Source organism: Bradyrhizobium sp. BWA-3-5 (assembly GCF_032917985.1).
GTDB lineage: Bacteria > Pseudomonadota > Alphaproteobacteria > Rhizobiales > Xanthobacteraceae > Bradyrhizobium.
Genome location: NZ_CP136626.1, coordinates 928,236 through 943,019 on the forward strand (window position 1 = coordinate 928,236; position 14,784 = coordinate 943,019).

Genomic DNA, 14,784 nt, shown 5'->3' on the forward strand with positions numbered 1-14,784 from the left:
TTTGCGAATGTTCCCCGTAATTGAGAATCATTCCACGCCCGCCCGCGCGCGGGCCGGCATGATCCGGAATTTGCGGTTCTCCTTCAGCCAGATTGCGCGTTCGTCGCGCAGCAGGGTGCGGCGAACCTTGCCGGAATCGTCGCGCAGGCTGGCATGAACGGCCTCGAAACTCTCGGGGTGCTTGTAGCGGCTGAGCCGGTCGGCCAGGAACGTTCCCATTCCGTCGGCGACGGCCTGTGCATCGGTGTTCCCATCCAGTTCGATGATGGCATGCACGCGCTGGCCGAATTCGGCGTCGGGCAGGCCGACGACGACACAGGAGCGCACGTCGGGATGTTCTGTCACCGCGGCTTCGACCTCGGCCGGGTAAATGTTGGCGCCGCCGCGCAGGATCATGTCGGCGAGGCGGTCGCCGAGATAGAGATAACCTTCCGCATCGAGCCGGCCGATATCGCCGAGCGATTCCCAGCCATCGGCGCGGCGCTTCGGCTCGGCGCCGAGATAGTGATAGGTCGAGCCAGCGCCGTCATTGGGCAGGAAATAGATCTCGCCGGTCTCGCCGGGCGCGACCTCGTTGCCGTCCTCGCCGATGATCCTCAAGCGGCAGGTCTCGCCGATCTTGCCGACCGAACCCTTGTGCGTCAGCCATTCGGTGCCGGAGATGATGGTGGCGCCCTGCCGCTCGGTGCCACCATAGAGCTCGTAGATCCGCTCCGGGCCCAGCCACTCAATCCATTTCTCCTTCAGCCATGGTGGCATGGGCGCAGCCATGTGAAACACGATCTGCAGGCTCGACAGGTCGTAGGCGTTGCGCACTTCGTCGGGCAGCGCCCAGATGCGGTGCATCATCGTCGGCACGAAGTTGACCCATTGCACCCGGTTCTTCTCGATCAACCGCAGCGTCTCCTCGGCGTCGAACTTGACGAGGCCGGTAACGCGGCCGCCGTTGAAGAGCGCGGTATGCGACACGATGAAGGGCGCATTGTGGTAGAGCGGCCCCGGGTTGAGCAGCGAGGCGTTCTGCGGAATCCCGAGCGGAGATGGCGCCGCCGTATCTATCACCGCCGGCATATGATCGAGGATCACCTTCGGCCGACCGGTCGAACCGCCGCTGGTCATGGCCTTCCAGTAGCGGGGCACCGGATTTGTCACGGCTTCATCCGAGAAGCCCTCGGGCACGAAGTCGGCCGGCAGCGAATTCGGCGCGTTCCAGTCCGCCTGGCCGCCGACCACCAGCGATGGCCTCAGAATATCGAGCACGGCGGCTGCCTCGCCACGCGGCAGCCGCCAGGTCAGCGAGGTCGGCGTCGCGCCGCATTTCCATACCGCAAAGGTGTTTTCGAAAAAAACATTGCTGTTGGGAAGCCCGATGGCGACGAAATCGCCCGGCTTGACGCCCTTGGCGGCGAAGGCGCGGGCGCGCCGGTTGGCGTTGCGCTCAAGCTGCTCCCAGGTGATGGCATCTGTCCCGTGACTGACCGCGATGGCGTCCTTCGGCTTCCGTTCGGCATACCAGCGTGGCACGTCGGCGATGGGGATCAGCATGGGCGTTCCGTTGATCGGCGTGTTGAGACCGCCCTTGTGCTTTTGGGGGGGGCGGTTCACCGCCGCATCAGGCACTTCATCAACGGGGGCTATTGCGAGTCAAGTAGGGCAGACGCGCTTACGGATCGAGCTCGGTGTCCCAGTACAGATAATCGAGCCAGCTATCGTGCAGATAGTTCGGCGGAAACAGCCGCCCATTGCGGTGCAGTTGATGCACCGTCGGCGCATACGGCGCCTGCCGCGGAAACATCTTCGCCTGCTGCGGCGTCAGGTTGCCCTTCTTCAGATTGCACGGCGAGCAGGCGGCGACGACATTTTCCCAAGTGGTCTGGCCACCCTTGCTGCGCGGGATGATGTGGTCGAAGGTGAGGTCGTCATGCGCATGGCAATACTGGCAGACGAAGCGATCGCGCAGGAAGACGTTGAAGCGGGTGAAGGCCGGGTGCGTGGTCGGCTTGACGAAGGATTTGAGCGACACCACGCTCGGAAGCTGCATTTCGAAGCTCGGGCTGTGCACCGCCCGGTCGTAATGCTCGACGATGTTGACGCGATCGAGAAACACCGCCTTGATCGCGTCCTGCCACGACCAGAGAGACAGCGGGTAGTAGCTCAGCGGCCGGAAGTCCGCGTTCAGCACCAGTACCGGCCAACCGCCCTGCGAGACATGTGCGTTCAAGTAACGCTCCTGACCCCCATGTTAGCTGCGAAGCAGCATGCGCCCTGCATACTACAGGCAGCGTGACGGGATTGTGAAGAGCGTTCCGGGGCTTATCCAGCAGTGGGAACGCGCGTACGGCCGATATGGCCCTGAAATGCGCTCTGGTTCCGCGGCTCGCCAAGATAGGCATTCGCGGTCAATCCCTCGTGATAGGGCGCCACAGGCGTCAGAGCCGGCATTGTCGCGCGGCGGCGTCTACGGTTTGGCGGCGCTCGTTACGAGCTTCAGGCCGAGGCCGAACATCACGATGCCGGCCGCTCGATCGCCCCAGGACTTGTACGACAGATAGGCCCGTTGCGGCCCGGCCGAGGAGAAGACAAAGGCGACGAGCGCGTACCAGGCAGTTTCCACGCAAAACACCGCCGTAAGCAACGCGGCGGCGAATCCCGGTGAAAACGAAGCGGGGAGCAGGGCGGCGAATACGCTGGCATTGATGATGGCCGCCTTGGGGTTGCTCAGCTGCGTGGTGAGGCCAAGCCAGAAGGCACGGGAGGGCCGTGCCTCGCCGCCGGCCGCAGCCATCGCAAGCGGCTGCCGTGCGGATCGGAAGATCAGAAAGCCCAGGTAGCAAAGATAGAGGCCGCCAAGCACCCTGACGGCGGCATAGAGCGCCGGCACAGCGAGAAGAATGCTCTGCAGCCCGAGCAACGCCACCGCGCCGAAGATGGCGCCGCGCGCGCCCATGCCTAGCGCCGTGGCAAGCCCCCGGACCCTGCTCGATGCGACGGCCACGCGGGCCACCATCACAAAGCTCGGGCCGGGGCTGATCACCCCGATGCTGAGTGCGGCGACGATGCTGGCGAGCGATGCTAGTTCCTGCATTGGTTCTCCGGGTCGTGTACGCGAACTGTTACTCGGTGTGTGGCGGCGCGTCGACCGCCCAGCTCGGATCGGCACCGAAGGGATGATCCATGAAAAACACCCAGCTGCCGTCGGGCAGCCGGCGATGAACCTCCATGCCGTGGTGATGCACCTCGGTCGGCTTGCCCTGCGCGTCGGTGCCCTTGATCAACCACTGCGATCGCGTCATCGCGAAATCGCCGGAGACGGTCGTGTGATGGGTCACGACATCCATATGCGGCTTCAACCCGACATAGGCCGCCATCGTCTTGCGGATGCCGTCGGCGCCGCGCGCCACGGTGCTGCCCCCATGGACTTCGTCGACTTGAACGATGGAGGCGTCGGGGTGGTACATCGCAGCCGCGGCGTCGACGTCCTGCGCGTTGAAGGCGCGTGCCAGCCAAAGATTGCAAAGTTCCGGAGATGGTGCGCCCATGTCTCGGACTCCCATGTTGAGGATGGATCAATCGTGGCGATGAGAAGATGACTTGGTGCTTCGGTTGAAGCCTCGTCCACGTTCCTCATCGCCTGCCTGAGGCTGCAAATAATGTTTGGCGATGCGGAAAGCACGTTGGAATTGCGCCAGCGTCACTTGCGAAACTGCAAGGGCGCCATAGTTCTGAGGCGATGGAAGACTGGAACGAGCCTCAACTCGTATTGGCGGTGCATCGGGCAAGCAGCCTCACCGGCGCCGCCAAGGCGCTCGACATCGACCATTCGACGGCGTTCCGGCGGTTGAATGCGTTGGAAGCGCGGCTCGGCGTTCGCCTGTTCGAACGGCTGCCCGGCGGCGCCTATCAGGCGACGCTGGCGGGCGAGCGGATGGCGGCTGCGGCGGAGCGCATGGAGGATGAGGCGCTCGCGATCGACCGCGACATTGCCGGACGCGACCACCGTCTCTCCGGGCGCTTGCGCGTCACCTCTTCGGAAACGCTTGCCTATCGCAAGCTGACCAGCCATCTCGCAAAATTCCGGCAGACCCATTCCGGCATCATCGTCGAGCTCGTCATCGACAATCGCGTGCTCAGCCTGTCGCGCCGCGAGGCGGATATCGCGCTGCGCCCGATGCGGCCGAAGGAGGGCGATCTCTGGGGCCGCAAGCTCGCCGACGTCGCGTGGGCGGTCTATGGCGCCGTCGGCTATCTCGACGAGCGAGGCGAAACCGTGCCGTCAATCGAACATCTCGGCCGCCATGGGGTGATCGGATGGGAAGATACCACCGCCGGCATCATGGCCGCGAACTGGCTCAATCGCACCGTGCCGGATGATGCCTTCGTTTACCGGACCAACAGCCTCGTCAACCAGTTCACTGCCGCCAGGGCCGGCATCGGCCTGGCGCTGCTGCCCTGCTATCTCGGCGACGAAGAGCCCGGCCTCGTCCGTGCGCTGCCGGATCCGGTGCCGGATCTCGCTGGTGAATTGTGGATCGTCACCCACGCCGACCTCAAACGGACCGCGCGGGTCCGCGCGTTCTTCGATCTCGTCGGCGAGGGCCTTGCCCGCGAGCACAGTCTGTTCAGCGGGGTACGGCTGACGTTGCGAACCTAGATCTTCTCCAATTTCTGCAGGCAGCGGTTGACGGCGACTCCCGGCGGCATCGGCGTATCAGGAAAGCTGGTCTTCCAGTCGGTGACGCCGACTTCGCCGATATAGATGTCGCCTTTGGAATCCAGTGCGATGCCGTGGGGCGCGAGGAATTTGCCGGCTTCGAGCCCCGGGCCGTTCTCGCCGCCGAGGCGCGCGATGCGCTTACCCTTGGCATCGACGATCGAAAGCCGCGGGCCGAGATTGGGCACCTCGCGGTTGACGGCCATGCCGGGGCCGAGTTCGCCGACGACGAAAGTCGGCGCTTTGCCGCCGCAGCAACACAGCGCGCAGGGCCGGTGCAGGAAATTCCATTGCGTCTCGTATTTGCCGTTGCCGTCGAATACCTGCACGCGGTGGTTCTCGCGGTCAGCGACATAGACCCAGCCATCGGCATCGGTCGCGATATTGTGCACGATGTTGAACTGGCCGGGATCGGTGCCGGGCTCGCCCCAGCTCTTCAGCAGCTTTCCGTCAGGCGAAAATTTATGGACGCAGGCATTGCCGTAGCCGTCGGAGACGTAAATCTCGCCCTTCGGCGACAGCGCGGTGTGGGTGCAGCGGTGAAACGGCTCGCCGCTCATGAACGGCGCCGGCTTGTTCGGGATGCCGATGGTCAGCAGCACCTTGCCGTCGGTTGTGCACTTGCGAACCGTGTGGTCGCCGTCGTCGGTGCAATAGAGATTGTCATCGGCGTCGATGTGCAGGCCGTGCGCGCGATTAAACAGGCCTTCGCCCCAGCTCTTGATGAAATTGCCCCCGCGGTCCAGCACCACCATCGGGTGGTCGCCGCGGTTGAAGACGTAGATGCGGTCCTTGCTGTCGACGGCGACGGAGGCGACGTCGGTCAGGCGCCAGCCGTCCGGCAGCTTCGCCCAGTTTTCGACCACACGGTAACGGTGCTCGCCCGAGCCGAGAATGACCGCCATGGAAACCTCCCCGATACGATGACTGGGTTGGTTCAGTCACCTTGTCAGGCGAGTGTTGCAGAGGTCAGGCTAGGGCACGAGGTGCTTTTATGCATGGCCGGCTGCGGACGGCCGCCAGCAGCCCCACCCACCTCGAGATCCTGACGCGTCTCATGATTTTCGACGCATATCAACATGAACGTCACTTTTAGTTGTCAATGGCAAAGAAAAAATGTCAAGGTTGATAGGCGCGCCGGCCCCTGCCGGGACGACGTGGCGACGGCAGCTTGCTCAAGCTTGCTGCTTCACGGCCGTGGTCTGTTGCGCCGCTGCGAATCGGCGGCGCGGCTCAGCAAATGCGACATCAGCAGTTCGAAGGTGCTGTCATGCGCTACACCGCCTTCCTTCACGTTCCGGGATTCTTGTTTGCAGCGTCGCTGGCGGCCGCAACCGCCCAAACGGCTGCGCCGCCTCCGGTCAAGATCGCCGTCTTTCCATTCGAGCTCGAGGATTTCAGCGCCGGAGCGGCCTACGTTCAGCCCGATGAGATCGATCGTGAGCAATTGCGGCTTGCGACGGAAGAGGCGCGACGGCTGATCGTGGAATCCGGACGCTACCAGCTCGTCGATGTCAGCGCCGCGAACGAGCCGGCAGCGAAGGCGGGCAAGCTGCACGATTGCGATGGCTGCGACGCCAAAATTGCCGCCGACCTCGGCGCCGACCGATCGATGCTGGGAATAGTCACGCGCGTCACGAGGACCGAATACGCGGTGACGTACAAGATCCGCGACGCCAACTCCGGCAAGCTGCTCGACGTCAAGCAGACCGACCTGCGCATGGGCGCCAACGTGGCCTGGAGCCGGGGCGCGCGCTGGCTGATCGAACGCCGCCTGCTCGGGCAATGAAGGGCACCGCCGAAGCAACCAATGCGATGGGAAAGCCGATCAGACTACACCACGATGAGTGGGTCAGCGCGGCAGCAGGCCTTCCTCGATCGCCTTGATCTGCAGCGCTAGGTGCTTGGAGCCGATGCGGCATTGCGCGAGGCCACCGGCGATCAGCCAGAGGCCCGCCTGGCCGGTGCGGGTATACATGTTGCGCAGCTCCTGCGCCTCGCCAAAGCCCCAGATCGTGCCGACGCGTTTCTCCACGGCGTCACCGAACAGCTTTCGCACCAGCTCCTCCTGGCGGCGGTAGCCGGTCGCCAGCACCACAAGGTCGGCCTTGATGGTCTTGCCGTCCTTCATCCTGGCGCCATTGGCCGTGAACGTGTCGAGATCGGAAAACTGCTTGAGCGCGATGGCGCCCTTGATGATCAGGTCGGAGCAGCCGACGTTGAAATAATAGCCGCCGCCGCGGGTGAGATATTTGAACTGCCAGCCGGTATTGTCCTCGCCGTAGTCGAGCTTGAAGCCGACGCGCTCCAGGCCCTCGAGCAGCTCCTTGTCGAGCGCCTTTGATTTCTCTCCCGTCAGCGCATGGCTCCTGCGCGCCAGCTTCAGCGGCATCGAGACCGCGATCAGATCGTTATCCTCCAGCGTGCCCTCATTATAGGGCGCGTAGACCAGTTGCGCCGAGGGCTCGATGCTGACCACCAGCGTCGATGAGCGCTGGAACAGCGTGACCTCAGCGCCGCTGGAGTGCAGATCCTGCGCGATATCATGGCCGCTATTGCCGGTGCCGATCACGATGGCGCGCTTGCCTTTCCAATTCTCTCCGTCGTCATATTGGCTGGAGTGCATCACTTCGCCGGCAAATTCCTTCAGGCCGGGAATGTCAGGCACGTTCGGAATGCCGCTGACGCCGGTCGCCAGCACCACGTGGCGTGGATGCATGACGCGCTTGTTGCCGCCGGCGCGGCGCAGCGTCACTGTCCAGCGGCCTTCCTCCTCGTCATACGCGCCGCCCTCGAACTCGGTCTCGGTCCAAAAATTCAGCTCCATCGCCTCGACATAGGCCTCGAACCAATTGGCGAGCTTGTCCTTTGGAATATAGGTCGGCCAGTTCGGCGGGAAGTGCAGGTAGGGCAGATGGTTGACCTGCACTTGATTGTGCAGCGTCAGCGCGTGGTAGCGCTTGCGCCAATTGTCGCCGATGCGCTTTTCGCGGTCGACGATCAGGGTGTCGACGTTGAGCTGCTTCAGGCGCGCCGCGATCGAAAGCCCGGACTGTCCGCCGCCGATGACGAGCACGGTCGGATCGTGGTCGGCATATTGGGCTGAAGCCTTGCGCAGGTCGAGCCAGTTCGGCCCGCGAAAATCGCGCGAATAAGCGTTGCCGCGCGGTCGGTTGACGCCGAGCTGTTCCTCAAAACCCTTGAGTTCGACGAGCTCGGTCAGCAGCGTCCAGGCCTTCAGACGATTGCCGTCGTCTTCGTCCGGGATGAGGCGGAGGATGCCGTTGCCGCGTCCGATCCTGGTCTCGAAATTGAAGATGGCCTCGATCGCATTTGTGCCGGCGCGCATCACCTTGCGCGGTGCGGCGCGGCCAGGCGCGATGGCAAAGCCGCTGGGCGTCATCTCGAGGGCGAGCGGCGGCAGCGCCTTCAGAATGGCGTCCCGGCCGTTGAGCGTCTGGAGCTTCCAGCTCAGCGCCAGCACGTCCCGCCAGTAGCTATCGGGATGGAACAGCTGATGCAGCAGCGCGTCATCGGCCTTAGCCAGCGCTTCCTCGAACTGCGCAAGCCAGGTGTCTGCGGCAACCGAACTGTCGTCCGTCCTGTCGAGCATGGGCGCTTCCCGTCACTGGCCGTCTGCGCGGCGTTTTCCTTGATCGGAGCCTATACCCATTCGTCGCGGCGCAGAAAGGGCGTGAGGGGATGCCGCCCATTCCGATAACGACAGGATAAGCCCCTTCCGGCGGGACGCGGCCATTCAGGGTATCGAGATAGTCGCGCTGAACCGCCGCGAGGCCTTGGCGGTGTGGCGGGTCGCCTCGATCACGAGATGCGTCGCCATCGGGAAGTAGCCGAACAGGGTCTCGCCCGCGGCAATTCCCGGATGCTTCGAGGCGATCACCTCGCCAAGTCCCCGCACCGGGACGTTGCCGAAGCCTTCGGGAGCCGGAAAGAGCTGCCAGTATTTCAGATGCTCGCCGAGCACCGCATAGTTGATGTTGTTGGCGGTGAAGGCGAAGCGCGTGACCTTCACCAGCAGCGCATCATCGGGCAGCGCGGCGGCGTCGGGGAGCGGCGTTTCAATTAGCTTGCATTGCTGCAGTCATTGCGGGCGACGATGAAGTCGGTGGCTTGCATGACTTTGATCCCCGCGTTTCACGCAGCAATCTTTGCGCCGACCGATGACCGTTTTGCAACAGCGATGATGTTTAAAACGGTGTTTGGAATCTTGTCGAAATGCCTCCTCGGTCATTGCGAGAAGCGCAGCGACGAAGCAATCCATCTATCCGCTTGTGGTGCTATGGATTGCTTCGCTTCGCTCGCAATGACGGGGTGAGGGAGGCCGGTCCTTCACGCCATCGCCCGCAGCACGCCCTCGGCATACAGATCCCGCAGCTTGCGCTTGAAGATCTTGCCGGTGGCTTCGCGCGGCATCGCGTCCATGAACTGGATGTCCCTGGGCACCTTGAAGTTCGCCAGCTTGGCGCGCAAGAATTCCCGCACGGCGGCTGGGGATAGCGCCGCATCCGCCTCCGGCTCGATGCAGGCGAACAGCCGCTCACCGAACTCGTCGTCGGGCACGCCGAACACCGCGCAGTCGCGCACGCCGTCCATGCCGATCAAGGCGTTCTCGATCTCCGCCGGATAGATGTTGACGCCGCCCGAGATCACCATGTCCCGCTTGCGATCGCACAGGAAGAGATAGCCGTCCTGGTCGAGATAGCCGACATCGCCGACGCTGACGAGGCCGTCGCGGCCAGCCTCCGCGCGCGCCTCGGCCTTGCCGTGATAGTCAAAATCCGGCACCGACATTTGCCGCATGAAGATTTCGCCGGGCTCGCCGACATCGCACAGCGTACCGTCGGGGCGGAAGATTTTCACGACGCCGCCTTCGATGGCGCGGCCGACGGTGCCGGGTTTTGCCAGCGCCTCCTTGGCTGAATGCCAGATCGGAATGCCGGTTTCGGTCGAGCCGAAATATTCGTTGATGACCGGACCCCACCACTCGATCATGGCGCGCTTGACCTCGGGCGGGCAGGGCGCCGCGCCATGTACGATGAAGCGCAGCGACGAAAGGTCGTAGCGCCGCTTGATTTCATCGGGGAGCCGCAGCAGACGCACGAACATCGTCGGCACCATGTGCATGTGGGTGACGCGGTGGCGTTCGATCAGCTGCAGCATGTCCTCGGGGTCGAAGCGCGGCTCGAGCACGATGGTGCAGCCGCTGCGAAACGCCAGCATGCCGTAGGAATTCGGCGCCGAATGATACATCGGCCCGTTCATCAGGATGACCTGGTCCTCGTTCGGCTTGACGCCATAGGCGATGCCGCCGACGCGGGCCGAGGCCGCCTGCTGATCCGGCGTCATCGGCTTGCGGCGCACGCCCTTAGGCGCGCCCGTCGTGCCCGACGTATAGAACATCGGCGCGCTGCCGATCGGGGGCCCGGCCAGGGGCGCATGGCTGTCGCGCCAGCGGTCCCAATCGGTCATGTTCTCAGGCACTTGCGTCAGCGCCGCAGGCACGTTGAACGCCGCGGCGATTTCTGGCGGCGTTGCCACCACCAGAACTCTGATATCGGCGGGCAGGCCGTCGTTGATCTGCGGCAGCAGGTCGGCGTGACACACCAAAATCTTCGCGCCGCTGTCGGCGAGGATATAGGCGACCTCCTCGGCCTTCAGGTGCCAGTTTATCGGCACCACCGGACTGCCCAGCGCTGCCGCGCCGGCCGATACTTCGAAGAACGCAAAATCGTTGCGCAGCATCATGCCGACGGGCATGCCGCCATTGACGCCAAGCGCCTTGAAGCCGGCGGCCGCCCGCGCGATGCGGGCATGGATCTCGGGATAGCTGATCTGGCGGTCGCTGCCGATGATCGATGTCAATTCGTCCTCCTTGGTCGCGCCCGCCAACTAGCGGTCGTCCAGAATCTCGCCGAAGCCGACCCAGCTTCTGCCGTCGAAGCGGCGCAGCCGCAATTGCTGGAACGGCAGGTAATCCTCCGAATCGGTCGTAACCGTGATGCCCGGCAGCAATAGCGGCAGCGGCACCTCGCGCAGCGACGCGGCCTGCTTCATGATGTTAGCGCGGCTGAAGTCGCCGTTGCAGGCGGTCAGCACCTTCACCATCAGGTTGGCGTAGTGATAGCCGGCCGCGTAGTTCGAATTGGAGAGGTCTGCATTGGGCAGATACTGCTTCATGAAGGCGAAGTATTCCTTCACACCCTCGTCATTGGCCCATTGCGCATCCAGCGTGTCCTTCTGGTTGGAGGACGAGATCAGTCCGACGGCATTGTCGAGGCCGGCTGGCTCCAGGAACGAGATCGAGGAGGCCGAGGTCGGCACGAACAGCAAGTCCGGCTTCCAGTTGATCTCGGCGACACCCTTGATCATCTGCGAGGTGAACTTGCCGAGCACGACGCCGAACAGGACGTTGGCACCCGACGCTTTCAGCGTCGCAAGCTGCGATGAGATGGTCGGCGCCGTGGTCTCATAGCTCGCCTCTGATACGATCATGCTGGCGGCCTTGTCACCGAGGGCGCGCTTGAAACCGGCGACATAGTCGCGGCCGAAATCGTCGTTCTGCGAGAGAATGGCGATCCTGGCATCGGGCTTGGTCCGCAGGATGTGCTTGGCATAGACCACGCCTTCGGACTGGTAGGCGGCCATGCCGGGCATGGTCCATGGGAAATTCTTCGGATCGGCCCATTTGGTCGCGCCGCTCAGCACGAAGAGCTGCGGCACCTTCTTGTTGTTGAGGTAGCGATGCACGGCGTTGTTGGTGGCGGTGCCGAGCGAGCCGAACATCAGGAGGACTTCCTCCTGCTCGACCAGCTTGCGCGTCTGCTCTACCGTCTTCGGCGGCGAATAGGCGTCGTCGAGGCTGATGAACTTGATCTTGCGGCCGTTGATGCCGCCCTCCGCGTTGATCTTCTCGAAATAGGCCTCTTGCGCCCGGCCGATGATGCCGAAGCCGGAAGCCGGGCCGCTATAGGGCAGCGTCTGCCCGATCCGGATTTCGTCCTTCTCGCCCTCGGCGAGCGCTGTGGCGCTGCCGAGCAAAGCGAACGCAACGGCCAGGATGGCCCGTGACAGCCTCATTGGTTTCGTCCCTTTGTCTTGTTTTGTTGTTTGTCGTTGGCACCGGCGATGCGCGAAACGTTACGCGCTCGCCCGCCGGAGAAAGTCTCTGCCGGCCTCCGCGAACTCGGCCTTCAGGCGTTCCACCAGTTCGGCGACGGGAGGCGCATCGGCGATCTGGCCGATGCCTTGCCCCGAGCCCCAGATGTCGCGCCACGCCTTGGCCTTGGTGTTGCCGCCGGAGCCGAAATTCATCTTCGACTTGTCGCTTTGCGGCAGATTGGCGGGATCGAGGCCGGCGGCGACGATCGAAGGGCCGAGGTAATTGCCATGCACGCCGGTGAACAGGTTGGAATAGACGATGTCGTGCGCGGCGTGTTCGACCAGGGCGGCCTTGTAGGCCGGGTCGGCATTGGCCTCCGCGGTCGCGATGAAGCGGGTGCCCATGTAGGCCATGTCGGCGCCGAGCGCGAGCGCCGACGCAATGCCCCAGCCGTCGGAGATCGCGCCCGACAGCAGCACGGTGCCCTTGAACCATTGCTTGACCTCGCGCAGCAGCGCGAACGGCGACAGCGTGCCGGCATGGCCGCCGGCGCCGGCGCAGACCAGGATCAGCCCGTCGACGCCGTGCTCGGCGGCCTTGCGGGCATGTTTGACGTTGATCACGTCATGGAAGACCACGCCGCCGTAGGAATGCGCGGCTTCGACGACTTCGATCGGCGGCCGCAGCGAGGTGATGATAACGGGAACCTTGTGCTTCACGCAGGTCTCCATGTCCTTCATCAGCCGATCGTTGGAGGAATGGCAGATCTGGTTGACCGCGTAGGGCGCGACCTTCTTGTTCGGATTCTGCGCCTGGTATTCGCCGAGCTCGTTCTCGATCCTCGTCAGCCATTCGTCGAGCTTTTCCACCGGGCGGGCGTTCAGCGCCGGGAATGAGCCGACGATGCCGGCCTTGCACTGGGCGATGACGAGCTCAGGCCCGGAGACGATGAACAAAGGCGATCCGACCACGGGCAGCTCGAGCTTGTCGGCAAGCGAAACGGGTAGCGGCATTCGGTCTCTCCCTTGCAACTCCGGCGCGGCCGGGCGCGTCTGTTGATGCTGATTTGAAAGCGTCGGGCCGGGGCGGAGCCGCTGGCCGCACGCTGCTTGTTGGATGCATTATAGGCTGGACGGCGCACCCCGGCCGTTCAATATTGAACAGGTGGTCAATCAGGAATGAACAGAGCCGGAGAGGGGACGCGATGGACTGGGACCTGTGCAAGACCTTCGTGGCGGTCGCGGAAACCCGCAGCTTCGCGGCGGCCGCGCGCCGCTTGCGCTCCAGCCATCCGACGGTCGGGCGCAAGATGGCCGAACTCGAAGGCCAACTCGGCATTCCCCTGTTCGCCCGGTCCAATGAAGGTCTTTCCCTGACTTCGCACGGACAGAAATTTCGCGAGCATGTCGATGCGATGGCGGCCGCCGCCCTGCGCGCCGAAGCCGCGGTCTCCGCTACCGGCGCGCAGGCACGGGGCGTCGTCAAATTGTCGATCGGGGCGACGCTCGCCTCGCACTGGCTGATGCCGCGGCTCGGGCCGTTCCTGCGGAGCCACGACCAAATTCAGCTCGAGATCATTACCCATCCGTATCCGGCGAGCGTGCGCCGCCGCGAGGCCGACGTGGTGTTGCGCCCGGTCGACAGCGGCGAGGAGAACCTGATCGGCCGCAGGATCGGCCGCCTCGGCACCGGCTTCTACGCCTCGCGCGACTATGCGGCGCGGCGTCGCCTTCCCGAGCGGCGCGACGGATGGAAGGGCCACAGCGTCATCGGCTTTGCCGATCGCTTGTCGAACGAGCGCCTCGCGCGCTGGAGCGACTTCATTACGCGGCAGGGGCAGGTGGTGATGCGCTGCTCCTCGCAAGGCGACATGCTCGCCGCGGCGCGCGCTGGGCTGGGAATATCGACGCTGTCCTGCTTTGTCGCCGCCGCCTATCCCGATCTCGTGCGCGTTGCCCCGCAAAAGCTCGTCAGCGTGGCCGACCTTTGGCTGCTCGCGCATCCAGATCTCGTCGATCTGCCCGCGGTGCGCGCGGTGATCGATTTCGTCACGACTTCCGCGCGGGAGGACCGGGTACGGCTGCGGGGGTGATTGCAAGTCTCCGTTCCCCGGACGCAGCGCATCACGGAAGTGATGCGCTGCTGAGCTGGGGTCCAGCGGCGGTCGAACCAGAAGGTGAGATGGGTCCCGGCTCAGCGGCGCGTCACTTCGTGTCGCACCGCGTCCGGGACAAGATCAAGCCTCGCTCGCCAGCACGCCTTCGCGCTTCTTCAAGACGCGATAATAGCTCCACCACAAATGCGCGGCGGCGCCGCGATAGGGCCGCCAGGGCTCGGCCAATGGTGTCATCTGCTTCGGCGTCGGCCGCTCCTTCAGGCCGAGCCCGACCTTGATCGCTTCCTGTATGGCGATATCGCCGGCCGGCCAGGCGTCGCCATGGCCGAGGCAGAACAGCAGATAGACGTCAGCGGTCCATGGGCCGATGCCGGGGAGCGCGGTCAGCGTATGGTGCGCGGCATCCGCGTCTTCTTCCGCCAGCACCTCCAGATTCAGCCGCTCGGCGGCAAGCTCGCGCGCGATATGCTTCAGCGTCTTGATCTTGGCGGCGGACAGCCCCAGCCGCCCGAGACGATCGGTCCGCGCCTTGCCGACCGCGTGGTGATCGAACGGATCGAATGCCGCCACGAGCCGCGCCCAGATCGCGCCGGCGCTGGCGGTCGATAGCTGCTGGCCGCACACGATCGCCGCCAACCCGGCAAATCCCGGCTCGCGCTGCCGCAGCGCCGGCATGCCCGTCACTTCGAGGATCGGCTTCAGCCGCGTATCCTGCCTGACCAGCGCATGGATGGCGTCGTCGAGGTCGGACTGGCTGTTGAGGTGGACGGTCATTGCAGAATCTTCTTGGTGATGGCCAGACATGGTAATCTGCCTGGTGCAGTCTGCGAATACCCG

General features: G+C 64.2%; 14 protein-coding genes and 1 pseudogene. 4 read left to right on the forward strand and 11 right to left on the reverse strand.

All coding sequences use genetic code 11. From position 1 onward, the window contains the following. Positions 1-27 precede the first annotated feature (27 nt). The 4 genes from RX331_RS04460 to RX331_RS04475 form a co-directional block, all read right to left on the reverse strand. Positions 28-1,545, reverse strand: coding sequence for an AMP-binding protein (locus RX331_RS04460; protein WP_317258015.1), 1,518 nt, complete (start codon positions 1,543-1,545; stop codon positions 28-30). A gap of 118 nt (positions 1,546-1,663) precedes the next feature. Then, positions 1,664-2,221, reverse strand: coding sequence for an HNH endonuclease (locus tag RX331_RS04465; RefSeq protein ID WP_317255430.1), 558 nt, complete (start codon positions 2,219-2,221; stop codon positions 1,664-1,666). 237 nt (positions 2,222-2,458) lie between these two features. Then, entirely contained in the window at positions 2,459-3,085 is a 627-nt protein-coding gene (locus RX331_RS04470) for a LysE family translocator (protein ID WP_317255431.1), read from the reverse strand. Between the two features lie 28 nt (positions 3,086-3,113). Next, positions 3,114-3,539, reverse strand: a complete 426-nt coding sequence (locus RX331_RS04475) for a YybH family protein (protein WP_317255432.1) — start codon at positions 3,537-3,539, stop codon at positions 3,114-3,116. Positions 3,540-3,730: 191 nt separating this feature from the next. On the opposite strand from RX331_RS04475, the gene RX331_RS04480 reads away from it, so the two are divergent. After that, a complete protein-coding gene (locus tag RX331_RS04480) occupies positions 3,731-4,651 on the forward strand; it encodes a LysR family transcriptional regulator (RefSeq protein ID WP_317255433.1) in 921 nt (306 codons plus the stop codon). Here the strand turns inward: RX331_RS04480 and RX331_RS04485 are convergent. Next, a complete protein-coding gene (locus RX331_RS04485; RefSeq protein ID WP_317255434.1) occupies positions 4,648-5,616 on the reverse strand; it encodes a peptidyl-alpha-hydroxyglycine alpha-amidating lyase family protein in 969 nt (322 codons plus the stop codon). The two genes, RX331_RS04480 and RX331_RS04485, sit on opposite strands and share 4 nt — an antisense overlap. Before the next feature lie 365 nt (positions 5,617-5,981). On the opposite strand from RX331_RS04485, the gene RX331_RS04490 reads away from it, so the two are divergent. Continuing rightward, positions 5,982-6,500 (forward strand): DUF3280 domain-containing protein, encoded by a 519-nt coding sequence (locus tag RX331_RS04490; RefSeq protein ID WP_317255435.1) that lies wholly within the window; start codon positions 5,982-5,984, stop codon positions 6,498-6,500. 63 nt (positions 6,501-6,563) lie between these two features. Here the strand turns inward: RX331_RS04490 and RX331_RS04495 are convergent, their stop codons facing one another. Next, positions 6,564-8,324 (reverse strand): NAD(P)/FAD-dependent oxidoreductase, encoded by a 1,761-nt coding sequence (locus RX331_RS04495; protein WP_317255436.1) that lies wholly within the window; start codon positions 8,322-8,324, stop codon positions 6,564-6,566. Positions 8,325-8,525: 201 nt separating this feature from the next. Continuing rightward, positions 8,526-8,848 (reverse strand): annotated as a pseudogene (locus RX331_RS04500) (DUF2855 family protein); the annotation flags it as partial. Here RX331_RS04500 and RX331_RS04505 point away from each other — a divergent pair. After that, on the forward strand, positions 8,847-9,047 hold the full coding sequence (locus RX331_RS04505; protein ID WP_317255437.1) for a hypothetical protein: 201 nt from the start codon (positions 8,847-8,849) through the stop codon (positions 9,045-9,047). The pseudogene RX331_RS04500 and the gene RX331_RS04505 overlap by 2 nt on opposite strands. A gap of 14 nt (positions 9,048-9,061) precedes the next feature. Here the strand turns inward: RX331_RS04505 and RX331_RS04510 are convergent, their stop codons facing one another. From RX331_RS04510 to RX331_RS04520, 3 genes are read right to left on the reverse strand one after another with little or no spacing between them, the layout of a single operon-like run. Next, positions 9,062-10,594 carry an acyl-CoA synthetase gene (locus RX331_RS04510; protein ID WP_317255438.1) on the reverse strand — a complete coding sequence of 511 codons (1,533 nt, stop codon included), beginning with the start codon at positions 10,592-10,594 and terminating at the stop codon, positions 9,062-9,064. 27 nt (positions 10,595-10,621) lie between these two features. After that, the gene (locus RX331_RS04515; protein ID WP_317255439.1) at positions 10,622-11,809 is read right to left on the reverse strand and encodes an ABC transporter substrate-binding protein; all 1,188 of its coding nucleotides are present in this window, start codon (positions 11,807-11,809) and stop codon (positions 10,622-10,624) included. A gap of 60 nt (positions 11,810-11,869) precedes the next feature. Beyond that, positions 11,870-12,844: a nitronate monooxygenase family protein gene (locus RX331_RS04520; RefSeq protein WP_317255440.1), complete on the reverse strand. Its 975-nt coding sequence runs from the start codon at positions 12,842-12,844 to the stop codon at positions 11,870-11,872. A 191-nt stretch (positions 12,845-13,035) separates the two neighbouring features. On the opposite strand from RX331_RS04520, the gene RX331_RS04525 reads away from it, so the two are divergent. After that, positions 13,036-13,923, forward strand: a complete 888-nt coding sequence (locus RX331_RS04525) for a LysR family transcriptional regulator (RefSeq protein WP_317255441.1) — start codon at positions 13,036-13,038, stop codon at positions 13,921-13,923. 144 nt (positions 13,924-14,067) lie between these two features. Here the strand turns inward: RX331_RS04525 and RX331_RS04530 are convergent, their stop codons facing one another. After that, positions 14,068-14,721 carry a DNA-3-methyladenine glycosylase 2 family protein gene (locus tag RX331_RS04530; protein WP_317255442.1) on the reverse strand — a complete coding sequence of 218 codons (654 nt, stop codon included), beginning with the start codon at positions 14,719-14,721 and terminating at the stop codon, positions 14,068-14,070. Positions 14,722-14,784 lie beyond the last annotated feature (63 nt).